This is a genomic window from Bradyrhizobium sp. Arg816 (genome assembly GCF_029989365.1).
In the GTDB taxonomy this organism is placed as follows: Bacteria; Pseudomonadota; Alphaproteobacteria; order Rhizobiales; family Xanthobacteraceae; genus Bradyrhizobium.
This window is the reverse complement of sequence record NZ_JAPRAQ010000029.1, coordinates 76,386-99,977: the sequence shown is the minus strand read 5'-3', so window position 1 is coordinate 99,977 and position 23,592 is coordinate 76,386. Positions and strand designations below refer to the sequence as shown.

The following is a 23,592-nucleotide window of genomic DNA, read 5'->3' as shown; positions in this document are numbered from 1 at the left end:
ACGCCGCCACCGCCGGTCGCCCGGCCGGCTCCACCGCCGCCGCCGCGGATGGCCGTCGCGCCACCGCCCCCACCGCGTCCGGCGGCACCTCCACCGCGCCCAGCGGCGCCACCGCCGGCGGCGAAAAAGTGCCCGCCGAACCAGCCCAAATGCTAGGTCTTTGCTAGGTCTTTGCGGACTGGCGTGGTCTTTACGGAAGAGGGCCTTCGGGGGACGAAAACCGCCCCCGAAAGGCCCTTATTTCCTTGCTTCTGGCCGAAATGGCGCTATATAGCGCCCCATCTCACACGGAAACATGGCTCACAAGGCCGTCCGGTGGCAACCGGGGCGAGAACGCTCCGTTTTGCTCACACGTTTCCGGAGGAACCAACCGGAGAATTGAAACTATGGCGCTACCCGATTTCACCATGCGTCAGCTCCTCGAAGCTGGCGTGCACTTTGGTCACCAGTCTCACCGCTGGAATCCGAAAATGGCACCGTTCATTTTCGGCGCCCGCAACAACATCCACATCGTCGACCTCGCGCAGACCGTGCCGCTGCTGCACACCGCCTTGCAGGCGGTTAGCGACACCGTCGCCAAGGGCGGCCGCATCCTGTTCGTCGGCACCAAGCGCCAGGCGCAGGACGGCGTCGCGGACGCTGCCAAGCGCTGCGCGCAGTATTTCGTCAATTCGCGCTGGCTCGGCGGCACGCTGACCAACTGGAAGACGATCTCGGCTTCGATCAAGCGCCTGCGTCATCTCGATGACGTGCTGTCCGGCGGCGACGCCAGCTCCTACACCAAGAAGGAGCGCCTGACGCTTCAGCGCGAGCGCGACAAGCTCGATCGCTCGCTCGGCGGCATCAAGGACATGGGCGGTCTGCCCGACCTGATCTTCGTGATCGACACCAACAAGGAAGACATCGCGATCCAGGAAGCCCAGCGGCTCAACATCCCGGTCGCCGCGATCGTCGACACCAATTCGGATCCCAAGGGCATCACCTATGTGGTCCCGGGCAATGACGACGCCGGCCGCGCGATCGCGCTGTATTGCGACCTGATCGCACGTGCGGCGATCGACGGCATCTCGCGCGCCCAGGGCGATTCGGGCATCGACATCGGCGCCTCGGCTCGTCCGGTCGCCGAAGAGCTGCCGGCCGCTTCCTCGAGCGGCTTCCAGGGCCTTGCCGGTCCGCGCGGCACCGCCGACGACCTCAAGAAGCTCCCGGGCGTGTCGGGCGCGATCGAGAAGAAGTTCAACGACCTCGGCATCTTCCACTTCTGGCAGCTCGCCGAGCTCGATCACGACACCGCGCACAAGATCGGCGAAGAAGTCGGTCTGCCGAGCCGTGCGGATGCCTGGGTGGCCAAGGCCAAGGCGCTGACCGCGGAAGCGGAATAGTCAAAAAGAGCGATGGGTTGGCCGGATATAAGTCCGGCCACCATTTCAGTTGACGCGAATTCCTGAGATGGACCGCGGCGGGGCTGTTTGATGCCACGCCGCGGCAAACCGGCAGGCAAGAAGGATTTTCAACGATGGCAACGATCACAGCTGCGATGGTCAAGGATCTGCGCGAGTCCACCGGCGCAGGCATGATGGACTGCAAGGCCGCGCTCACCGAAAACGACGGCAACATGGAAGCGGCGCAGGACTGGCTGCGCAAGAAGGGCCTGTCGAAGGCTGCCAAGAAGTCCGGCCGCGTCGCTGCGGAAGGTCTGATCGGCGCGCTCACCAAGGGCACCAAGGGCGTCGTGGTCGAGGTCAACTCCGAGACCGACTTCGTCGCGCGCAACGGCCAGTTCCAGGGCCTCGTCAAGATGGTCGCCCAGGTCGCATTCGACGTCGGTGCCGATGTCGAGAAGATCAAGGCCGCCAAGGTCGGCGACGTCACGATCGAAGCCGCAATCAACGACGCGATCGCCACCATCGGCGAGAACATGACGCTGCGCCGCGCAGCTTCGCTCGAAGTGAAGCAGGGCGTCGTGTCGAGCTACGTCCACGGCGCCGTCGTCGAAGGCGCCGGCAAGATGGGCGTGATCGTCGCGCTCGAATCGCCCGGCAAAGCCGACGAGCTCGCTGCCCTCGCTCGCCAGATCGCGATGCATGTTGCGGCCACCAACCCGCTCGCGCTCGAGCCGTCCGGCCTCGATCCGGCGGTCGTGAAGCGTGAGAAGGACGTGCTCGCCGACAAATATCGCCAGCAGGGCAAGCCCGAGAACGTGATCGAGAAGATCGTCGAGTCCGGCCTCAAGACCTATTACAAGGAAGTCTGCCTGCTCGAGCAGGCCTTTATCCACGACACCGGCAAATCGGTGGCGCAGGCGGTGAAGGAAGCCGAAGGCAAGGTCGGCGGCGCGGTGAAGATCGCGGGCTTTGTGCGCTATGCTCTCGGTGAGGGAATCGAGAAGCAGGAAAGCGACTTCGCGGCCGAGGTCGCAGCGGCCAGCGGCAAGAAGTAAGCGCCGGTACGTTCCTTCCGGCTTGCCGCCGGAAGCGGCGCCCGGACGGGGAAAGTGCTCATGACTGATCCGGTCTATCGTCGCGTCGTGATCAAGCTGTCCGGCGAGTATCTCGCGGGACAGCAGGGTTTTGGCATCGATCAGCCGACCCTCGACCGGGTTGCGGACGATCTGATCGCCGCCCGCCAGCTCGGCACCGAGGTTGCGGTGGTGATCGGCGGCGGCAACATCGTGCGCGGCGTCGAAGTGTCCGCGCAGGGGGTGTCGCGCACCACCGGCGACACCATGGGCATGCTCGCCACCATGATGAATTGCCTCGCGCTGGAGGCGACGATCGAGCGCAAGGGCACGCCGGCACGTACGCTGTCGGCCTTCGTCATGCCCGAGATTTCCGAGCTGTTCACCCGCACCGCAGCGCACAAATACCTCGCCGAGGGCCGGATCGTGCTGCTCGGGGGCGGAACCGGCAATCCGTTCTTCACCACCGATACGACCGCGGTGCTGCGGGCGGCAGAGATCGGAGCCGAGGCTGTGCTGAAGGCGACCAATGTCGACGGCGTCTACTCGGCCGACCCGAAAAAGGATCCGACCGCCAAGCGGTTCGACCGGCTGACGCATTCGCAGGCGATCGAGGGCGGCTACAAGGTGATGGATGCGACCGCCTTCGCGCTTGCCCGCGAGACGTTGCTGCCTATCATCGTGTTCTCGATCGCGGAGCCGGGTTCGATCGGCGCTGTGCTGCGTGGCGGCGGCCACGGAACCGTCGTCGCCGGCTGACGGCTCGTCGGTCGCGCCTGAAAGGGGGCGGAAGGGGTCGCCGGGATTTTGAAGGAGAAACGTGATGGCCACGGGTAATTTCGACCTCAACGAAGTGAAGCGTCGCATGCAGGGCGCCGTCCAGGCCCTAAAGCACGAGCTTGGCGGCCTGCGCACGGGGCGCGCGTCGGCCTCGATGCTCGACCCGGTGCAGGTCGAGGCCTACGGCAGCCACATGCCGCTCAACCAGCTTGCCACCGTCAGCGTGCCGGAGCCGCGGCTGATCTCGGTGCAGGTCTGGGACAAGTCGATGGTCAAGCCGGTCGAGAAGGCGATCGTCGATTCCAATCTCGGCCTGTCGCCTGCGACCGAAGGCCAGGTGCTGCGCCTGCGCATCCCCGAGCTCAACGAGGAGCGTCGCAAGGAACTCGTCAAGGTCGCACACAAATACGCGGAAGCGGCCAAGGTCGCCGCGCGTCATGTCCGCCGCGACGGCCTCGACGTCCTCAAGAAGGCCGAGAAGAATCACGAGATGTCGGAGGACGATCAGAAGCGTCACGCCGACGAGGTGCAGAAGGCGACCGACGGCACGATCTCCGAGATCGACCAGCTGCTGGCCACCAAGGAAAAAGAAATCCTGACCGTCTAAGGCCACTTCCATGTCCAACGCCGCCGCGCCAGCAACCGAAGGACCCGACCGGTCCGACGCGCCTGCGCATGTCGCCATCATCATGGATGGCAACGGGCGTTGGGCGGCCGCGCGCGGCCTGCCGCGGGCCGAAGGGCATCGCCGCGGTGTCGAGGCACTGCGCCGGGTGGTGCGTGCCTCGCACGAGCTCGGCATCCGCTATCTCACCATCTTCTCCTTCTCTTCGGAGAACTGGTCGCGTCCGGCGAGCGAGATCGGCGATCTGTTTGGTCTCCTGCGTCGCTTCATCCGCAACGATCTCGCGAGCCTGCACGGCGACGGCGTCAAGGTCCGCATCATCGGCGAGCGCGACGGACTCGATAGCGACATCTGCGCACTCCTCAACGAGGCCGAGGAGCTGACGCGCGACAACACGCGCCTGACGCTGGTCGTCGCCTTCAATTACGGTTCGCGGCAGGAAATCGCGAAAGCCGCCCAGAAGCTCGCGCGGGAAGTCGCAGACGGCAAGCGCGCCCCTGAAACGATCGACGCCGAGACGATCGGGGCTCATCTCGATGCGCCCGACATCCCCGATCCCGATCTCATCATCCGCACCAGCGGCGAGCAGCGGCTGTCCAACTTCCTGATGTGGCAGGCCGCCTACAGCGAGCTGGTCTTCGTGCCGATCCACTGGCCCGATTTCGACAAGGCGGCGCTGGAAGGCGCGATCGCCGAATTCGCCAGACGCGAGCGCCGTTTCGGCGGTCTGGTCGCGAAAAACGCCTCGTGAGCGAACCCGACGCCGCATCGGCGGGCGCGAAGCCTGCCCCGAGCAATCTGGTGATGCGAGTCCTCGCGGCGCTGGTGCTGGCGCCGCTCGCCATCGCGCTGGCCTACGCCGGCGGCTGGCTGTGGGCGCTTCTCGTCACGCTGGTGTCGATCGGGCTGTTCGCGGAATGGCTGATGGTGGTGGGCGCGGGGTCTGCCGCACTGACCGGGGCGGGGACCATCGTCATTGCCATGATGGGGGCCTGCGTCGCCTTCGGCGCGCTCAAGACCGCAATCATCACCGGCCTCATCGGCGGCGCGATCGTGATGCTGATCGCGCGGGGCAAATTCATCTGGGCGGCCACCGGCTTCGCCTACGCATCGGCGGCGCTGCTGGCCTCGATCCTGGTGCGGCAGGATCTCGTCAATGGCTTCGCAGCGCTGATGTTCGTGCTGCTGGTGGTGTGGGCGACCGATATCGGCGGCTATTTCGCCGGACGCAGCATTGGCGGGCCGAAATTATGGCCGCGCGTGAGCCCTAAGAAGACCTGGTCCGGGGCGCTCGGTGGCTTCGCGGCGAGCCTTTTGGTTGCGGCCGGCTTTGCGGCGTGCGGGATCGGAAAGGCGGTTCCACTGCTGCTCGTCAGCGCCATCCTGTCGGTGGTATCGCAGGCGGGCGATCTGTTCGAATCCGCAGTGAAGCGGCGCTTCGGCGTCAAGGATTCCAGTCACTTAATTCCCGGCCATGGCGGGCTACTGGACCGTCTGGACGGTTTTGTTGCTGCCATCCTGATGGCATGGATTATCGGCTTTCTCCGCCATGGTGTGCATAGCGCCGGAAGCGGTCTTATGGTTTGGTGAGGATATGAGCGCGGTCCCATTGCGTAACAACAAGGCTGCGGCGTCGAGCGTCCGCAGTGTCACGGTTCTCGGCGCCACCGGCTCGATCGGCGACAGCACGATGGATCTGCTGCGCGCTTCTCCCGAGCGCTATCGCGTCGAAGCCCTGACGGCGAACGGCAATGTCGAGGCGCTGGCCAAGCTCGCCAAGGAGTTTTCCGCGCGCTACGTCGCGATCGCCGACACATCCAAGTTCGCCGAACTCAAGGCTGCGCTTGCGGGAACGAGCACGGAATGCGGCGCGGGCGAAAGCGCGGTGATCGAAGCCGGCGCGCGTCCGGCCGATTGGGTGATGGCCGCCGTCAGCGGCGCCGCCGGACTGAAGCCAGCTTTGGCCGCGGTGGATCGCGGCGCGCATGTCGCGCTCGCCAACAAGGAATGTCTCGTCTGCGCCGGCGATTTCTTCATGCAGCGCGCGGCGAAAGCGGGCGCCTGCATCCTGCCGGCCGATTCCGAGCACAATGCGCTGTTCCAGGCGCTCGGCTCAGGCAATCGCGACGAGCTCGTCCGCGTCATCATCACCGCCTCGGGCGGACCGTTCCGGACCTGGAAGCCGGCCGACATCGAGCAGGCGACGCTCGAGCAGGCCCTGAAGCATCCGAACTGGAGCATGGGCCAGAAGATCACGATCGATTCCGCCTCGATGATGAACAAGGGCCTCGAGGTGATCGAGGCATCCTATTTGTTCGCGCTCTCGCCCGACGAGATCGACGTCCTCGTGCATCCGCAGTCGATCATCCACGGCATGGTCGAGTTCTCCGACCGTTCGGTGGTGGCTCAGCTCGGTTCTCCCGACATGCGCACGCCGATCGCGCACTGCCTCGGCTGGCCCGACCGCATCAAGGGGCCGGCGGCCAAGCTCGATCTGGCCAAGATCGGCCAGCTGACCTTCGAGGCGCCGGATTTCGAGCGCTTCCCTGGACTTCGGCTGGCCTTCGATTCGCTCCGGACCGGGAAGGGGGCGACCACCGTCTACAACGCCGCCAACGAGGTTGCGGTCGCCGCCTTCATCGCCGGCAAGATCCGGTTCGGCGCGATCGCGCGGCTGGTCGAGGCGACGCTGGACGATTGGATCCGTGGCGGGAACCAGGCTCCCCTGACGTCCGCCGATGATGCCATCTCTGTTGACCATGTTGCGCGAAATAGAGCTGCCGCCCTATTGCCTCAAATTGCCTTAAAGGCATCCTAGATGGCACGGGGCCAGGGCCTTGCGGCGCTGGATGAGGGAATTCGATGATCGACTTTTTCGTCCATAGTTTCAATGCGTTGAGCCATGGGCTCCTCGGCTACGCGGTTCCCTTCCTGTTCGTCCTGACGATCGTCGTGTTCTTCCATGAACTCGGCCATTTCCTGGTCGCGCGCTGGGCGGGCGTTCGGGTGCTCACCTTCTCGCTCGGTTTCGGACCGGAGCTGGTCGGCTTCAACGACCGCCATGGCACCCGCTGGAAGATCTCGGCGATCCCGCTCGGCGGCTACGTCAAGTTCTTCGGCGACGAAAGCGAAGCTTCGACCCCGTCGGCCGAGACGCTCGCGGCCATGACGGCCGAGGAGCGCGCCGGCAGCTTCCATCATAAGAAGGTCGGCCCGCGCGCCGCCATCGTCGCGGCCGGACCGATCGCCAATTTCATTCTGGGCGCGCTGATCTTCGCCGCCATGGCGTTCTATTACGGCAAGCCGAGCACGATCGCCCGTGTCGACGGCGTCGTCGCCGACGGCGCTGCGGCCGCGGCCGGCTTCAAGATCGGCGACGTCGTCGTGCAGATCGACGGCAAGCCGATCGAGAGCTTTGCCGACATGCAGCGAATCGTTGCGATGAATGCCGGTTCGGCGCTTGCCTTCCAGGTCAAGCGGGACGGCGCCATCGTCTCCCTGACCGCGACCCCGGCGCTGCTCGAGCGCAAGGATCCCTTTGGCAACAGCCACCGCCTCGGCGTGCTCGGCGTCGAGCACAAGTCTCAGGCCGGCGAGGCCTCGACCACGCCGGTCGGCGTCGGCGAAGCGCTCAAGATCGGGGTCGAGCAGGTCTGGTTCATCATCACCAGCACCTTCAAGTTCCTTGGCTCGCTGTTCGTCGGACAAGGCAATCCCAACGAGGTCAGCGGCGTGCTCGGCATCGCCAAGATGTCGGGGCAGGCGGCCAGTGCCGGCTTCCAGTTCGTGATCAATCTGTGCGCGGTGCTGTCGGTGTCGATCGGGCTGTTGAACCTGTTCCCGATCCCGCTGCTCGATGGCGGTCACCTGATGTTCTACGCGGCGGAAGTGGTCCGGGGCCGGCCCTTGTCCGAGCGGACTCAGGAGATGGGGTTCCGAATCGGGCTCGGTTTGGTGCTGATGTTGATGGTGTTTGCCACCTACAACGACATCCTGAGGATGGCAGCATCCTGATACGGGCTTTTTTGTGGCGTTGCTTATGAGCAACGTCTTGGAATGAAATTGAAATTGCGGTGTCCGCGGCCGTTTGCGACACCGGGGAAATTGGCTACAAGCGGCTTCGAACTTGGGGAATCTCCCGGACCGGCGTTGGGGTTGGGTCTGGTACTGATAAGGGCGCGTTGCGCAATGAAGTTTGGACTGCGACTCCGGGGGGGCTTGCTCGCAACCCTGATCTTGTTCGGCGCGCCGGTGCTTGCCCCGGTTGGGGCTGGTTTTGTGTCTTCGTCTGCGCTTGCTCAGACCGTCCAGTCGATTTCCGTCGAAGGAAATCGCCGTGTCGAGGTGGAGACGATCCGCTCCTATTTCAAGCCTGGCCCGGGTGGCCGCCTGGATCAGGGCGCCATCGATGACGGCCTGAAGGCCCTGATCGAGACCGGCCTGTTCCAGGACGTGCGAATCAATCGCGGTTCCGGTGGCCAGATCATCGTCTCCGTGGTGGAAAACCCGGTGATCGGTCGCATCGCGTTCGAAGGTAACAAGAAGATCAAGGACGAGCAGCTCACCGCTGAAGTCCAGTCCAAGGCGCGCGGCACCTTCTCCCGCGCCATGGTGCAGTCCGACACCCTGCGAATCGCCGAAATCTACCGCCGCTCGGGTCGCTATGACGTCCGCGTCACGCCCGAGATCATCGAGCAGCCGAATAACCGCGTCGACCTGATCTTCACGGTCGACGAGGGCGCCAAGACCGGCGTCAAGTCGATCGAGTTCGTCGGCAATAACGCGTTCTCGTCCTACCGCCTGCGCGACGTCATCAAGACGCACGAATCGAACCTGCTGAGCTTCCTCGCCAGCAACGACCTCTACGATCCCGATCGCGTCGAGGCCGACCGTGACCTGATTCGCCGTTTCTATCTCAAGAACGGTTTCGCCGACGTCCAGGTGGTCGCCGCGCTCACCGAATACGATCCGGAGAAGAAGGGCTTCAACGTCACCTTCAAGATCGAGGAAGGCTCGCAGTACCGCGTCGGCACCGTCGACTTCCGCTCCTCCATTCCGAACTTCGATCCGACCACGATGCGCAACTATTCGCGCGTCAATGTCGGCGCGCTCTACAACGTCGAATCGGTCGAGAAGTCGGTCGAGGAAATGCAGATCGAGGCGTCGCGTCGCGGCTATGCCTTCGCCGTGGTCCGTCCCGGCGGCGACCGCAATTTCGAGGCGCACACCGTCGCCGTCGTGTTCAACATCGACGAGGGCCCGCGCACCTATATCGAGCGCATCAACGTCCGCGGCAACACCCGCACGCGCGACTACGTGATCCGCCGCGAGTTCGACATCTCCGAGGGCGATGCCTACAACCGCGCGCTGGTCGACCGTGCCGAGCGCCGCCTGAAGAACCTCGACTACTTCAAGAGCGTGAAGATCACGACGGAGCCGGGCTCCTCCAGCGACCGCGTGGTCCTGATCGTCGATCTCGAAGAGAAATCGACCGGCGACTTCTCGGTCTCGGGCGGCTACTCCACCACCGACGGCGCGCTCGCCGAAGTCTCGATCTCCGAGCGTAACCTGCTTGGCCGCGGCCTGTTCGCCAAGGCGTCGGTGACCTACGGCCAGTATGCGCGCGGCTATTCGCTGTCGTTCGTCGAGCCGTATCTGCTCGACTACCGCGTCGCGCTCGGTCTCGACCTCTATCAGCGCCAACAGCTGTCCAACAGCTACATCTCCTACGGCACGAAGACGCTCGGCTTCTCGCCGCGCCTTGGCTTCTCCCTGCGTGAAGATCTGGCGCTCCAGCTGCGCTACTCGATCTACCAGCAGGAAATCACTCTGCCGTCCTCCCTGGCGAACTGTAACAACAATCAGTTCCTGGCGGATGGCGTGACGCCGAATCCGGCTTTCAACCCGAGCCCGGCCTTTGCCAATGCAACTGGTATCGCCCTCGCCCCATCGACCGGCGGTCTCGGCTGCTACTCCGACGGCGAAGCCTCGCTGCCGGTCCGCAAGGAGCTTGCCGGCGGCAAGACCCTGACCTCGGCGCTCGGCTACACGCTGACCTACAACACGCTGGACAACAACAAGAACCCCACCGACGGTCTGCTCGTCGACTTCCGGCAGGACTTCGCCGGCGTGGGCGGCGACGTCACCTACCTGAAGTCCGTCGTCGATGCGAAGTACTACGCTCCGCTGGTGTCCGACATCGTCGGCCTCGTTCACCTTCAGGGCGGCATGCTGAACAAGATCGGCAACAACGATATCCGCATGCTGGATCAGTTCCAGATGGGCCCGAACTTGGTCCGCGGCTTTGCTCCGAACGGCATCGGTCCGCGCGATTTGAATCCCTTCGGCACGCAAGACGCGCTTGGCGGTACCAAATATTGGGGCGCTTCGTTCGAATTGCAGATGCCGTTCTGGTTCCTGCCGAAGGAAGTGGGTCTGAAGGGCGCGGTCTACGCCGACGCCGGTGGTTTGTTCGACTATCAGGGCCCGACGACGTGGTCGCTGACCAACGAAATGACCACGACCAGGAACTCGAACTGTACGCCGTCGACCATCAACCCGTCCACCGCTGGAACCTGTACCGGCCTGGTGTATGACAACGGCAACGTCGTCCGTTCGTCGGTTGGTGTCGGCCTGATCTGGCAGTCGCCATTCGGACCGCTGCGCTTCGACTACGCCGTGCCGCTCACCAAGGGCAAGTACGACCGTACCCAGGAGTTCCGGTTCGGCGGCGGCACCTCGTTCTAATTCGATCAGCAGGGCATGAGCCGGCCCCTTGTTGGGGCCGGTTTCCAAAAAGATCGTGCTCAATCCGTGAGATAAGGCATGATGCGGCCTGACCGCTTCATGCCGAAGCCGGACCGCGATGGGGTGGAATGGCGCAGCCGACCTTCTTCAAAAAGCCGCCGGCCTCGGCGCTGGCTGACATTGCAGCGCTGACCAAGGCGCAGCTCGTCGACCCTGCCAGGGGCGGTCACGTCATTACCGGTCTTGCTTCGCTCGACGAAGCCGGCCCGATGCATCTGGCGTTCTTCGACAACCTCAAATATGCCGACGAGCTCAAGGCGACCAAGGCCGGGGCTTGCCTGGTGAGTCCGCGCTTCGAGGCCCAGGTGCCCGCGCATGTGGCCGTGCTGCGGGTGGCGCAGCCGTTCCGCGCCTTTGTCGGGCTCGCCCGGGAATGGCACGGCGATGCGCTGCGCCCGCAGTCCTGGGTCGGCAATGACGGCATCGCGCCGTCGGCCATTATCGATCCTTCGGCCCGGCTGGAGGACGACGTCATCGTCGATCCCCTGACCGTCATCGGCCCTGACGTCGAGATCGGCAGCGGCACCGTGATCGGGGCCGGCGTGGTCATCGGTCCCGGCGTCAAGATCGGCCGGGACTGCAATGTCGGCGCCCGCACGGCCATCCAGTGCGCGCTGATCGGCAACAACGTCCTGATCCATCCCGGCTGCTCGATCGGCCAGGACGGCTATGGCTTCATCTTCTTCGGCCCCGAGGGCCATCTCAAGGTGCCCCAGACCGGCCGCGTGCTGATCCAGAACAATGTGGAAGTCGGCGCCGGCACCACCATCGATCGCGGCTCCCTGCGCGACACCGTGATTGGGGAGGGCACCAAAATCGACAACCAGGTCCAGATCGGCCACAATGTGACCATCGGTCGGAACTGCCTGCTGGCGGCCCAGATCGGGCTCGCAGGCAGCCTGACGATCGGCGACAACGTGGCGCTGGGAGCAAAGGTTGGCATCAACAATCACCTCAAGATCGGCGATGGGGCCCAGGTCACCGCGATGAGCGGCGTCAAGGATGACATCCCGCCGAACGGACGCTGGGGCGGCTTTTTCGCCAAGCCGACCAAGCAATGGTTCAAGGAAATTATCGCGGTGGAGCGCCTGGTACGCGACAGCAGGGCCGATCCGAAGAACGAGGGACGGGAATGACGGAGGAATCACCTGTTAAATTCGAGCTGGTGGATATCAACGCGATCCTCCGGACGCTGCCGCACCGTTTCCCGATGCTGTTGATCGACCGGGTGATCAATATCCGCGCCGATTACAGCGGCATTGGCATCAAGAACGTCACCTTCAACGAGCCGGCCTTCCAGGGGCATTTCCCGGAACGCCCGGTCTATCCCGGCGTGATGATGATCGAAGCGATGGCACAGACCGCGGGCGTGATCGGCATCACCTCGGTCGAAGGCACCGAGAAGCCGCGCGCGGTGTATTTCCTCACCATCGACAAATGCAAGTTCCGCAAGCCGGTGCTGCCCGGCGACACCATCGAATATCACATGCGTTCGATCGGCCGCCGCAAGGCGATGTGGTGGTTTCACGGCGACGCCAAGGTCAACGGCCAGATCGTTGCGGAAGCCGACGTCGGCGCCATGCTGACGGACTGAGCAGCTCAAGCCAGCGGAAATGGATTATGCGCCGCAGCCGTAACGGCTGTCGGCCGTCTCGCGCCTGATATTCCGGTTGAAGAACTGGCCCATGGACGGTGCGCCGAGCAGGCTGTCGACTGTCTCGGCCGCGACCCCGCAATAGCGGTCATACTGGCCGTCGATCGCGACGATGAGGGCCTGCCGCGCGCGGTCGTAGCAGACCCGCTGAAGCACCGTGCTGCGGGTGATATCGCGGCACTCGAACGTCCCGAGATCGACGAAGCGGCGTTCGCAGGTCTCGACCGTCTCGGAGACGATCGGGGCGGCCGCGAGCTGTGCGAGCAGAACTGCCAGGGCCCTGACCACGATGACTTCAAGCTCCACATGAAGGCGTTGAAGGGCTGGAGCATGATCCGGAAAAGTGTGCAGCGGTTTTCCGAAAGGATCATGCTCAAACAATAGCCTGAAGCGCGATGACGATTCATCCCAATCTCATCGTGCTTTAGGACGGCCGGCTCATCCGGTGCCTGAAACAGGCCGAGATGATACGTCACTGGACAGATCGGGCATAGTCGCGCTAACCACCGGAAAACCGAGCGACTTCAACACATAATCAGACCTTCTTGATGAGTCAGATTGCTTGATGAGTAAGATTGATCCCACCGCACGGGTCGAGGACGGCGCCGTGATCGGCGAGGGTACCGAGATCGGACCCTTTTGCATCATCGGTCGCAACGCCCGGATCGGAGCCAATTGCAAGCTGCTTGGACAGGTCACCGTCATCGGCCACACCTCGATCGGCGATGGCTGCGTGATCTCGCCCTTTGCGGTGCTCGGCGGCGCGCCGCAGGACCTTAGCTACAAGGGCGAGCCGACCACGCTCGACATCGGTTCCGGCAACACCATCCGCGAGGGTGCGACGATGAATGTCGGCACCGTCAAGGGCGGGGGAAAGACGCGCGTCGGCAACAACGGCTACTTCATGAACAACAGCCATGTCGGCCATGACTGCGTGGTCGGCAACAACGCGATCTTCGCGACCTCGGCGACGCTCGGCGGCCATTGCGAGATCGGCGACGCCGTCTATATCGGCGGGCTGTCGGCGGTGCATCAGTTCACCCGCATCGGCTCCTATGTGATGGTCGGCGGCCTCTCGGGCGTGCGCGACGACATCATTCCGTTCGGCCTCGCCAACGGCCAATATGCGGCGCTGGAAGGCCTCAATCTCATCGGCATGAAGCGGCGGCAGTTCACCAAGCAGCGGCGCGCGACCGTGCAATCGTTCTACCAGAAAGTCTTCCACGGCCCCGGCACGTTCGCCGAGCGGCTCGCGGCGGCCCAGCCGCTCGCGGGCGAAGACCCCGCGATTGCCGAGATCCTCGACTTCATCGGCAAGCGCAAGCATCGCCCGATCTGTCTTCCCGCCATCGAGAAGTGATTTCGGGATGGCCGCGGGCATGACATCGGCGGCTTCAGAGATTTCATCGCCGGTCGGCGTCGTCGCCGGCGGCGGCGCCATGCCGTTCGCGGTCGCCGACTCGCTTGCCGCCCGCGGCATCACGCCGGTGCTGTTCCCGCTGCGCGGTGCCTGCGATCCGACGCGGGTGGAGAAATTTCGCCATCGCTGGATCTCGGTCGGCCAGCTCGGCCGCGCCATGCGGCTGTTCCGCGAGGAGGGCTGCCGCGACCTGATCTTCATCGGCACATTGGTGCGGCCCGCGCTGTCCGAAATAAGGTTCGACGTCACGACACTGCGCCTGCTCGGCAACGTCATCCGCGCCTTCCGCGGCGGCGACGATCATCTGTTGTCCGGCGTCGGGCGCATTCTCGAGCAAGGCGGCTTTCGCATGGTCGGCATCAAGGATGTCGCGCCGGATCTGCTGATGCCCGAGGGCTGCATCAGCCGCGCCTGGCCGAACGACAACAGCAAGGCCGACATCGAGCGCGGCCGCGCGGTGCTGACCGCGCTCGGCCCGTTCGACATCGGCCAGGCCGCGGTCGTGATCGACGGCCATGTGGTGGCGATCGAGGATATCGAGGGCACCGACGCGCTGCTCGCGCGCGTGGCACGCCTGCGCGAGGAAGGTCGCATCCGCGCTGCGACAGGACGCGGGGTGCTGGTGAAGGTGCCGAAGAGCGGACAGGATTTGCGCTTCGACCTGCCGACGATCGGCCCGCGTACCCTTGAGGGCGTCGCTCGCGCCGGGCTGGCCGGCATCGCCGTCGTCGCCGGTAACACCATCGCCGCCGAGCCGCAGGCGATGATCTCGCTCGCCGACACCAAATATCTCTTCGTCATCGGCCTGCCGGCGTGATGCAGAGCCGCGATCCCAAGCGAAAGATCTTCCTGATCGCGACGGAGGAATCCGGCGACCGGCTCGGCAGCGCCTTGATGAAGGTGTTGCGCCAGCGGCTCGGCGACGGCGTGCAGTTCGTGGGCGTCGGCGGCCGGACCATGGCGCGCGAGGGGCTCGAGACGCTGTTTCCGATCGAGGAGCTGTCGATCGTCGGCTTTGCCGCGGTGGTGCAGCAATTGCCGAAGATATTGCGGCTGATCCGCCAGACCGTGGACGCCGTGCTGGAGGCCGCGCCCGACGCGCTCGTCATCGTCGACAGCCCCGATTTCACCCATCGCGTTGCCCGCCGCGTGCGCGCGAAGAATCCCGCGATCCCGGTCGTCGACTATGTCTCGCCGCAACTCTGGGCCTGGCGGCCGGGACGGGCGCGGACCATGCTCGGCTACGTCGATCATGTGCTCGGCCTGTTGCCGTTCGAGCCGGAGGAATACCGCAAGCTCGGCGGGCCGCCATGCAGCTATGTCGGCCATCCCCTGATCGAGCAATTGCCGTCGCTGCGGCCAAATGCGGAGGAGCAGCGGCGGCGCGACGGCGAGCCGCCGGTTCTGCTGGTGCTGCCCGGCAGTCGCCGCAGCGAGATCAGGCACCATCTTGACGTGTTTGGCGCGACACTCGGACGGCTCCAGGCCGAAGGCCGCGCCTTCGAACTGAAGCTGCCGACCATGCCCCATCTCGAAGCCACCATCCGCGAAGGCATCGCGAGCTGGCCGGTCAAGCCGCAAATCGTGGTCGGCGAGACCGAGAGGCGCGCCGCGTTCCGATTCGCGCGCGCGGCGCTGGCCAAATCCGGCACCGTGACGCTGGAGCTCGCGCTATCAGGCATTCCGATGGTCACGGCCTATCGCGTCGGCGCGATCGAAGCCTTCATCCTGCGCCGCGCGATCCGCGTCTCTTCGGTGATCCTCGCTAATCTCGTGATCGGCGAGGATGTCATTCCGGAGTTCTTGCAGGAGGATTGCGTACCGGAGAAGCTGGCGCCGGCGCTGACGGAGCTGCTCACGGACACGCCGCTGCGCAAGCGACAGGTCGAAGCGATCGCCCGGCTCGACACCATCATGTCCACCGGCAACAAATCGCCGAGCGTGCTCGCCGCCGACATCGTGCTCGCGACGATGCGGAAGGGGAGGCGGAGCTAAGCCAAGCCGCCGTCGATCCGAAAACACTGGCTGGTGATACGCTGGCTCTCGTCGGATGCGAGAAACAGCGCCATGCTGGCGATGTCCTCGGGCGTCACCGCATCGGGCACCGCCTGGCGGGTGCGCAGCTCGGAGATCTTCTGCTCGTCCGGAAACCAGAGCCGGCGCTGGCGCTCGGTGATCACCATGCCGGGCGCGATCGCGTTGACGCGAATGCGGTCGGGGCCGACTGACCTGGCCAGCGAATTGGTGAAGCCGACGATCGCCGCCTTCGCCGCGGCATAGACCGGCAACGCCGGCGCACCGCGGATCCACGCCACCGACGACATGTTGATGATCGAGCCGCCGCCGCGCGCCTGCATCTGCGGCACCACCGCCTGGGCCGCAAAGAAGACGTGCTTGAGATTGACGCCGATCGTCCAGTCGAATTCGGCCGGCGTCACCTCGGCCAGCATCTGACGTTGGTCGTTGGCGGCGTTGTTGACGAGGACTACGGCATCGCCGAGCGATCCGTGCACCCGTGCCATCGCAGCGCGCAAGGCGTCGATGTCGAGGAGGTCACAGGGCACGAACAGGGGCGCGGAGCCGGATGTGGCTGCGACGTCCCGCGCCAGCGCTTCGCCGGCGCTCGCATCGATGTCGAGGAAGGCGACGCGGGCGCCCTGGGTCGCGAAGGCGCGCACGAAGGCGGCGCCGATGCCGCTGGCGCCACCGGTGATCAATACCACGCGGCCGGCAAGGCTGGGATAGATGGTCCGGGTCATGCGATCAGCCGCTCCGTCTCGGGGTCGAACAGGCAAATGCGCCGCGTGTCGAGCGCGAAGGAGGCGGGGGAGCCCGGCGTGGGCCGGACATCAGGCGAGACGCGCGCCTGCGCCGGCTCGCCGCCAAGCCGCAGCAGCACGATGGTCTCGGCCCCTGTGGGCTCGACCATCTCGACCGGCGCGGTGACGATGACGGGGGCGCCCGTCGCACCGGAGAACGCCCGGTTCCCCTCGGCGATGCATTCCGGCCTGATCCCGAGCACCACCTCGCGGCCGACATAGGACGCCGCGTCGTCGTAGTCCTGGAGGCGAAGACGGACTTCGTCCGGCCGCCCGGCTCCAATGACGGCCACTGGCCCGCCGGTGTCGGCCTCGAGCCGCGCTGGCATCGTGTTCATCGGCGGCGAGCCCATGAAGCGGGCGACGAACAGATTGGCCGGATAGCGGTACACGGTGTCCGGATCGGCAAACTGCTGCACCACGCCCCTATGCATCACGGCGATGCGCGTTGCCATCGTCATCGCCTCGATCTGATCGTGCGTGACATAGATGATGGTGGCACCGATGCGCTGATGCAGCCGCTTGATCTCCATCCGCATCTCGACGCGCAGCTTCGCATCGAGATTGGAGAGCGGCTCGTCGAACAGGAAGAGCAGGGGATCGCGCACCAGCGCCCGCCCCATCGCCACGCGCTGGCGCTGGCCGCCGGACAATTGCGACGGCTTGCGGCCGAGCAGCGGCTCGATCTGGAGGAGGCGAGCCACATTCGCCAGCGCTTTCTCCTGCTCAGCTTTCGGCACATGACGGCATTCCATGCCGAACGTGATGTTCTGGCGCACCGTCATCGACGGATAGAGCGCATAGGACTGGAACACCATGGCGATGTCGCGATCCTTCGGGGGAACATCATTGACGACGCGTCCGCCGATTTCGACGGTGCCTGCACTGGGGCGATCGAGCCCGGCGACGATGTTGAGCAGGGTGGACTTGCCACAGCCGGATGGCCCGACCAGCACGGTGAACTCGCCGCTCTCGATGTCGAGATCGATACCTTTCAGCACCTCCAGATTGGCGTAGCGCTTCGACAGGGTGCGAATGCTCAACGCGGCCATGAAAACTCCATCATTTTACGGCGCCGGCAGTGAGGCCGCGTACGAAGTACTTGCCGCCGATCAGATAGATCAGCAGGGTCGGCAGGGCGGCGATCATTACGGCTGCGCTTTGCACGCCGTGCTGCGGGATATCGGCGACCGCGGCGGATAGCGCGATCAGCGCGGCGGTGACCGGCTGCTGCTGACCGGTCGTGAATGTCACGCCATAGAGAAACTCGTTCCAGATATGCGTGAACTGCCAGATCACGGTGACGACCAGGATCGGCGGCGAGAGCGGCAGGATGATGCGCCAGAAAATGCGAAAGAAACCTGCGCCATCGATGCGCGCTGCTCTGATCAACTCCTGCGGGATGGCAACGTAGTAGTTTCGGCAGAACAAGGTGGTGAAGGAGAGCCCCTGGATCGTGTGGATCAGGACCAGGCCCGTCAGCGTGTTCATCAGGCCCGTATCGCGCAGCACGATGGTCCAGGGCAGCAAACGCATCTGCTGCGGAAGGAAGATGCCGAGCGTGACGATACCGTAAATCCAGCTATCGCCGCGAAAGCGCCAGAGCGAAACCGCGTAACCGGCGACCGCACCAAGCAGGGTGGAGAAGATCGTCGCGGGAATGGTCACGAGCGCGGAGTTCAGCATGTACGGCCGGATGCCGGCGCACGTCTCGGCGACGCAGAAACCGCTCCAGGCGGCGGCGTAGTTGCTCCAGGCCAGGTGTTGCGGCCAGCCGATCATCGAACCTTGCGCGATCTCCTCGTTGGAACGGAGCGAGTTCAGCACGACGACAGCCAGGGGCGCGAGCCATGCTGCAGCGATCAGCGAAACGATGAGATAGATCAGAATCCGGCTTGGGGCGAAGGTTCGGTCACGCATGGATCGCCCGCCGCCGCTGGACATAACGCCACGCTGCATACGGCAGCAAAACTGCGAGAAGAAGGAGCAACATGAGGACTGCCGCCGCCGCTCCCCGTCCGAGCAGGCTGCGCTGGAACATCAGGTCATAGACGACGAGGGCCGGAAGCTGGGTCGCTATGCCGGGCCCGCCATTGGTGAGCGCGCGAACGAGGTCGAAGGTCGAAATCGCGAACTGCAGCTGGATGACGATGACGGTGATGGTGATCGGCCAAAGCGTCGGCAGGATGACGCGCCGGTACATCCTGACAGGTCCGGCGCCGTCGATCTGCGCGGCCTTGATCAGGTCGGCATCGACGGAACGGAGGCCGGCGAGGAAGAGCGCCATGGCGAAGCCGGAGGATTGCCAAATCGCGGCGATGACAATGGTCCAGATGGCCATGTCGCGGTCGATCAGCCAGTCGAACCGGAAGGAGGTCCAGCCAAGGTCGTGGACCAGCTTCTGGATTCCAAGGCCGGGATTGAGCAGCCAGCTCCAGACCGTGCCGGTGACCACGAACGACACCGCCAGGGGGTAGAGGAAGATGGATCGCAGCACGTTCTCGCCGCGAATGCGTTGATCGAGCAGGATGGCAAGGATGAGGCCGGTCGCCAGACTCAGCAACACGAAGGCGCTGCCAAACAGCAGCAGATTGTCCAGGGCGATCTGCCAGTTCCGCGATGCCGCAACCGCGGAATAGTTGCGCAGACCCACCCAGCCCGTAACAGGGATCAGCGTGGATGGTGTGAACGATATCCAGATCGTCCATAGCGAAAACGCGATGAGGTGCGCGGCGGACAACAGCAGCGGCACCCAGATCGCCAGATATTCGGGCAGCCGGCGCACCCGGTCAGAAGTCGCCGGCCGGCCCGGTCCTGTCGAGACGGCGATGGTCAACGTGCGCCCTCGACGGCCTCGGCGAGGCGAGTGGCCGCTTGCTCCGGCTTGATCGTCTTGTTCTTCACGTACTCCGTGATCACGTCGATCATCGCTGCGGTCATACCGTTTTCCTGCGCCATGTTGTGCGCAAGACTGAGGACGGCCTGATTGCTGGCGATAGAGTCCTTCAGAGCTGCTGCGGTCCGGCGTTGACCGTCCGACCAGCCTTCACCGGAAAGATCGACATCGGTGCGCACGGGGATCGATCCCGTGATCTGCGAATACATCGTCTGGATCGCCGGATCCATGACGAGCTGGGCCATCAGCGTCTGGCCGGCTTGCAGGTCGGGCTCCTTGCGCTGCCAGAAGATGAAGGCATCGGCATTCAACAGGAAAACCGGCTTGCCATTGTCGCTCGGCCCCGGGGCGATCATGAAGTCGTCGAACTTGAAGCCGGCGTTGCGCAATACGCCCTGCGCCCAACCGCCCATGATCATCATGCCCATGTCGCCGTCGACGAAACGTTTCAGGTTGGTCGAAAAGTGCTGGGCGCCGACGTTGGGGTCCATCCAGTCGGCGATCTTGCGGACCTGTGCGAACGCCGCCTTGATCTCGGGGCCCTCCAAGGCCTTCTTTTCGAGGTTCATGATGGCCGCGCGGTAAGAGATGGGACTGATGCCCGCCAAAGCGGCCTCGAACTTCTGCCCGTCATCGGGGCGGGTGCCGCCGTTGGCGACGGGATAGGCGACGCCGCCGGATTTCATCTTTTCGGCGAGATCATTGAAGTCGGCCCAGGTGACGGGGATCTTGTCAGCCTTGGCCTTGTCCATCGCGCGCTTGGAGAGAAACAGCATGTTGGTGCTGTAGATCTGCAACGGCAGCGCAATCCACTTGCCGCCCGGCTTGTGCAATTTCGCAAGGTCCGGAGCGACGACCTTTTCGTAACCGGCGGCCGCGACGACGGCGTCGAGATCGACGGTCGGGGCAATCTTGGACCAGGCCGCAATCTCGGGGCCCTTGAGCTGCGAACAGGCCGGCGGATCGCCGGCGATGATCTGGGCGCGCAGCTTGTTCATCATCTCGGTGGTGAAACCCGGAACGGGCGAGTGCTGCCAAGTGCCGCCTTTCTCCTCGAACTTCTTGCCGAGCGCCGTGATGGCCGCACCATCGCTGCCTGCGGACCATTGCGAGATCGCGGTCAGGCGCGGCTTGACCGCGCCTTGCGCGCGGGCGAAGGCCGGCAATGCGAGCGCGGCCGCGGATCCAGCGAGTAGACGGCGCCTTGTTGTCGTGATCGGCATGGCAGTTCCTCCCGGTGTGAACTTTCTTGGCGCGCTGAGCCACGCGGCTCAGGGCATGTCAGGCGGCCTCCGTCGAAGCCGCGGGCATCCCGCCGCGGCTGGCGAGACAAAAGGCGGCGAAGGCGAGAGCTGCTTGCGGATCGTTGCCGTTCGAGGGCGGCACGAAGGCGAACGAGACCTGCGCCAGTTTCCGCCCGCCGAGAAGGCAGGCGTCGATCCCATCGACCACAGCCTTGCGATCCTCTTCGGAAAGAAGCGACGGCCAGCCGCTGATCGCGACGCCGTTGCATGGCTTCACGTTCAGCGTGTTGCCGATCGAAAGGCCCAGCCGGAACAGGCGCTGACGCAACTCCTGGCGCATTCGCGACGAGCGCGGGATCGTGCTCACAAATTCGCTGCCGAGCTGGAGCAATTCGGCCTCGGTGACGCCGAGGAGCTCGGCGAGGGCTGGAAGCGACGTGTAGGCTTCGACGCAGCCATGGTGACCGCAGCGGCAGCGCGGTCCGTCGGCGTTGAACACCATATGGCCGAGCTCGACCGGCTGCAGGGCATCGGCCTCAAGCGGATCGTCCATCCAGGCGCCGGCAACGCCCTGGCCGACGAAGACGAAGAGATGTGCGCCGCTGAAGGGATAGTTTTGCGTACGGCAGCAGTGAAAAATGGCGTGTGCGACGACCGAGTTGGTGAACTCGACCGGCACACCAGCAAACATCCCGCCGAGCATGTCGCCGATGCGTTCGACGTCGCACGGAATGATCGGATTGCCCGCGACGCTCAGGCGGCCGAGGCCGGGAATGGTGATGCCGATCTGCGCGAGACTGATGCGGCGGCGGCGCGTCCAATCGCGCAGCAAGGTGAGGGCTTCGCGGAACACCCGGCCGACGGTCTCGACGGTCGGCTTCTTCAGCAACGGAACACGCTCGGTGTAGTGCATTTCGCCTGACAGGCTGCCAACGCCCACGCTGAGCCACTGGCCGGTCAGCTCGAGGGCCGCGAGCGCCACCGAGCCATCGAGCGACACGAGGCCTGTCGGACCGCCGACATAGGGGGCAGGGCGCCGCACTTCCTCGATCAGGCCTTCGGCTTTCAGATCAAACAGGATGCGCGACAGGCTCGCCTCGGACAGGCGCACGGCCTTGGCCAGCGGCGGCCGGAACGAGCCGCCGGACTGGAGCAAATGAGTCAAAATGGCAGCGCGCGTCTGCCGCCGACTTCTCGGCTGCTCCGGCATTTCCATCCCTGTCGTCATTCTTACTTAGTGTAAGAATTTGCGCGCGGAGCGTTTCGACTGTCAAGCGATTGCGGGCGCGATGAGTCGACTTGTTGTTGTGCGTGGCAGCAAGGACGGGATGTGATCCGATCAGTTTCGTAGGGTGGGCAAAGCGAAGCGTGCCCACGGACAGGTGGTGGGCACGCTACGCTTTGCCCACCCTACGACGCATGCACAAACAAAAACGGCGCCATCCGAAGATGGCGCCGTTCCGAAAGCCGTAGTGGCTGAGACTTACTTCCGATCCTTGATCGCGACGTAGTCGCGGCGGGTGACGCCGGTGTAGAGCTGGCGCGGACGGCCGATCTTCTGCTGAGGGTCCTCGATCATCTCGCTCCACTGGCTGATCCAGCCGACGGTACGGGCGACCGCGAACAGCACGGTGAACATCGAGACCGGGAAGCCCATCGCCTTCAGCGTGATGCCCGAATAGAAGTCGACGTTCGGGTAGAGCTTGCGGTCGATGAAGTACTGGTCGCTGAGCGCGATCTTCTCGAGCTCGAGCGCCACCTTCAGCATCGGATCGTCGCCATGGCCGGTCTCCTTGAGAACGGCATGACACATCTTCTGCATGATCTTGGCGCGCGGATCGTAGTTCTTGTAGACGCGGTGGCCGAAGCCCATCAGGCGGACTTCGCTGTTCTTGTCCTTCACCTTGGCGATGAATTCCGGAATCTTGTCGACCGAGCCGATCTCGGCGAGCATCGCGAGCGCGGCTTCGTTGGCGCCGCCATGCGCCGGGCCCCAGAGGCAGGCGATGCCGGCGGCGATGCAGGCGAAGGGGTTGGCGCCGGAGGAGCCGGCGATGCGCACCGTCGAGGTCGAGGCGTTCTGCTCGTGGTCGGCATGCAGGATGAAGATCTTGTCCAGCGCGTCAGCGAGCACCGGGTTGATCTTGTACTCCTCGCACGGCACCGCGAAACACATGTGCAGGAAGTTCTCGGCGAACTTCAGCGAGTTCTTCGGATACACGAAGGGCTGGCCGATCGTGTACTTGTAGGCCATCGCCGCCAGCGTCGGGATCTTCGCGATCATGCGCATGGAAGCGATCATGCGCTGCTTCGGATCGTTGATGTCGGTGGAGTCGTGGTAGAACGCGGCGAGCGCGCCGACGGAAGCCACCATCACCGCCATCGGATGGGCGTCGCGGCGGAAGCCCTGGAAGAAGCGGGCCATCTGCTCGTGCACCATCGTGTGATGGATCACGCGCTCGTCGAAATCCTTCTTCTGCGCGGCGGTCGGCAGGTTCCCGTAGAGCAGGAGGTAGCAGGTCTCGAGGAAGTCGCCGTTCTCGGCGAGCTGCTCGATCGGGTAGCCGCGGTATTCCAGCACGCCGGCGTCACCGTCGATATAGGTGATCTTGGACTCGCAGCTTGCGGTCGAGGTGAAGCCGGGATCGTAGGTGAACAGCCCGGACTGGGCGTAGAGCTTGCCGATATCGACGACATCAGGCCCGACGCTGCCGCTGTGGATCGGGAGATCGTAGTTCTTGTTTCCGACCGTCAGCGTGGCGGTCTTATTGCTTGCTTTTGCGTCCATCAGAGGTCCCCGATGTGTGGTGAAACGGGCCGGACCCGGAAGGCCCCAATGACTTGTTGGGGCAGGCCGGATATTCCAGAAGGTACGGGTGAGATGGGTAT

22 protein-coding genes are annotated in these 23,592 nt (G+C 64.5%); 14 read left to right on the top strand and 8 right to left on the bottom strand.

Going from position 1 to position 23,592, the window contains the following annotated elements:
* Positions 1-386 precede the first annotated feature (386 nt).
* The 11 genes from OWC48_RS40095 to fabZ all read left to right on the top strand — a co-directional run bounded on the left by OWC48_RS40095 (position 387) and on the right by fabZ (position 12,264).
* Complete coding sequence (locus OWC48_RS40095) at positions 387-1,382, top strand: 30S ribosomal protein S2 (RefSeq protein ID WP_028151700.1); 996 nt, start codon at positions 387-389, stop codon at positions 1,380-1,382.
* A 134-nt stretch (positions 1,383-1,516) separates the two neighbouring features.
* Positions 1,517-2,440: a translation elongation factor Ts gene (gene tsf / locus OWC48_RS40090; protein WP_282524947.1), complete on the top strand. Its 924-nt coding sequence runs from the start codon at positions 1,517-1,519 to the stop codon at positions 2,438-2,440.
* A gap of 60 nt (positions 2,441-2,500) precedes the next feature.
* Positions 2,501-3,217: a UMP kinase gene (gene pyrH / locus OWC48_RS40085; protein ID WP_282524946.1), complete on the top strand. Its 717-nt coding sequence runs from the start codon at positions 2,501-2,503 to the stop codon at positions 3,215-3,217.
* A 64-nt stretch (positions 3,218-3,281) separates the two neighbouring features.
* Entirely contained in the window at positions 3,282-3,845 is a 564-nt protein-coding gene (gene frr, locus OWC48_RS40080; RefSeq protein ID WP_282524945.1) for a ribosome recycling factor, read from the top strand.
* A gap of 10 nt (positions 3,846-3,855) precedes the next feature.
* On the top strand, positions 3,856-4,614 hold the full coding sequence (locus OWC48_RS40075) for an isoprenyl transferase (RefSeq protein WP_282524944.1): 759 nt from the start codon (positions 3,856-3,858) through the stop codon (positions 4,612-4,614).
* Complete coding sequence (locus tag OWC48_RS40070; RefSeq protein ID WP_282524943.1) at positions 4,611-5,453, top strand: phosphatidate cytidylyltransferase; 843 nt, start codon at positions 4,611-4,613, stop codon at positions 5,451-5,453. The genes OWC48_RS40075 and OWC48_RS40070 overlap by 4 nt, the downstream gene beginning before the upstream one ends.
* A 4-nt stretch (positions 5,454-5,457) precedes the next feature.
* On the top strand, positions 5,458-6,681 hold the full coding sequence (gene dxr / locus OWC48_RS40065; RefSeq protein WP_282524942.1) for a 1-deoxy-D-xylulose-5-phosphate reductoisomerase: 1,224 nt from the start codon (positions 5,458-5,460) through the stop codon (positions 6,679-6,681).
* A 44-nt stretch (positions 6,682-6,725) separates the two neighbouring features.
* Complete coding sequence (gene rseP, locus OWC48_RS40060; protein WP_282524941.1) at positions 6,726-7,877, top strand: RIP metalloprotease RseP; 1,152 nt, start codon at positions 6,726-6,728, stop codon at positions 7,875-7,877.
* Between the two features lie 174 nt (positions 7,878-8,051).
* A complete protein-coding gene (gene bamA / locus OWC48_RS40055; protein WP_282524940.1) occupies positions 8,052-10,610 on the top strand; it encodes an outer membrane protein assembly factor BamA in 2,559 nt (852 codons plus the stop codon).
* Positions 10,611-10,738: 128 nt separating this feature from the next.
* On the top strand, positions 10,739-11,806 hold the full coding sequence (lpxD, locus tag OWC48_RS40050) for a UDP-3-O-(3-hydroxymyristoyl)glucosamine N-acyltransferase (RefSeq protein ID WP_085404573.1): 1,068 nt from the start codon (positions 10,739-10,741) through the stop codon (positions 11,804-11,806).
* Positions 11,803-12,264: a 3-hydroxyacyl-ACP dehydratase FabZ gene (fabZ, locus tag OWC48_RS40045; protein ID WP_282524939.1), complete on the top strand. Its 462-nt coding sequence runs from the start codon at positions 11,803-11,805 to the stop codon at positions 12,262-12,264. The genes lpxD and fabZ overlap by 4 nt, the downstream gene beginning before the upstream one ends.
* A 24-nt stretch (positions 12,265-12,288) precedes the next feature.
* On the opposite strand, the gene OWC48_RS40040 is transcribed toward fabZ, so the two are convergent.
* Positions 12,289-12,612, bottom strand: a complete 324-nt coding sequence (locus OWC48_RS40040) for a KTSC domain-containing protein (RefSeq protein WP_282524938.1) — start codon at positions 12,610-12,612, stop codon at positions 12,289-12,291.
* A gap of 277 nt (positions 12,613-12,889) precedes the next feature.
* Here OWC48_RS40040 and lpxA point away from each other — a divergent pair, with 277 nt between their 5' ends.
* From lpxA to lpxB, 3 genes are read left to right on the top strand one after another with little or no spacing between them, the layout of a single operon-like run.
* Complete coding sequence (gene lpxA, locus OWC48_RS40035) at positions 12,890-13,684, top strand: acyl-ACP--UDP-N-acetylglucosamine O-acyltransferase (RefSeq protein WP_282524937.1); 795 nt, start codon at positions 12,890-12,892, stop codon at positions 13,682-13,684.
* A 19-nt stretch (positions 13,685-13,703) separates the two neighbouring features.
* Positions 13,704-14,561 (top strand): LpxI family protein, encoded by an 858-nt coding sequence (locus OWC48_RS40030; RefSeq protein WP_282524936.1) that lies wholly within the window; start codon positions 13,704-13,706, stop codon positions 14,559-14,561.
* A complete protein-coding gene (gene lpxB, locus OWC48_RS40025; protein ID WP_282524935.1) occupies positions 14,558-15,739 on the top strand; it encodes a lipid-A-disaccharide synthase in 1,182 nt (393 codons plus the stop codon). Before OWC48_RS40030 ends, lpxB begins: the two co-directional genes overlap by 4 nt.
* On the opposite strand, the gene OWC48_RS40020 is transcribed toward lpxB, so the two are convergent.
* From OWC48_RS40020 to gltA, 7 genes are all read right to left on the bottom strand, one after another.
* On the bottom strand, positions 15,736-16,503 hold the full coding sequence (locus tag OWC48_RS40020) for an SDR family NAD(P)-dependent oxidoreductase (protein WP_282524934.1): 768 nt from the start codon (positions 16,501-16,503) through the stop codon (positions 15,736-15,738). The two genes, lpxB and OWC48_RS40020, sit on opposite strands and share 4 nt — an antisense overlap.
* Positions 16,500-17,615, bottom strand: coding sequence for an ABC transporter ATP-binding protein (locus OWC48_RS40015; protein ID WP_282524933.1), 1,116 nt, complete (start codon positions 17,613-17,615; stop codon positions 16,500-16,502). Before OWC48_RS40015 ends, OWC48_RS40020 begins: the two co-directional genes overlap by 4 nt.
* 10 nt (positions 17,616-17,625) lie before the next feature.
* Complete coding sequence (locus OWC48_RS40010) at positions 17,626-18,483, bottom strand: carbohydrate ABC transporter permease (RefSeq protein ID WP_282524932.1); 858 nt, start codon at positions 18,481-18,483, stop codon at positions 17,626-17,628.
* A complete protein-coding gene (locus OWC48_RS40005) occupies positions 18,476-19,399 on the bottom strand; it encodes a carbohydrate ABC transporter permease (protein WP_282524931.1) in 924 nt (307 codons plus the stop codon). Before OWC48_RS40005 ends, OWC48_RS40010 begins: the two co-directional genes overlap by 8 nt.
* Positions 19,396-20,682, bottom strand: coding sequence for an ABC transporter substrate-binding protein (locus tag OWC48_RS40000; protein WP_282524930.1), 1,287 nt, complete (start codon positions 20,680-20,682; stop codon positions 19,396-19,398). Before OWC48_RS40000 ends, OWC48_RS40005 begins: the two co-directional genes overlap by 4 nt.
* A 58-nt stretch (positions 20,683-20,740) precedes the next feature.
* Positions 20,741-21,919, bottom strand: coding sequence for an ROK family transcriptional regulator (locus tag OWC48_RS39995; RefSeq protein ID WP_282524949.1), 1,179 nt, complete (start codon positions 21,917-21,919; stop codon positions 20,741-20,743).
* A 267-nt stretch (positions 21,920-22,186) separates the two neighbouring features.
* Positions 22,187-23,491 carry a citrate synthase gene (gltA, locus tag OWC48_RS39990; RefSeq protein ID WP_282524929.1) on the bottom strand — a complete coding sequence of 435 codons (1,305 nt, stop codon included), beginning with the start codon at positions 23,489-23,491 and terminating at the stop codon, positions 22,187-22,189.
* Positions 23,492-23,592: the final 101 nt, after the last annotated feature.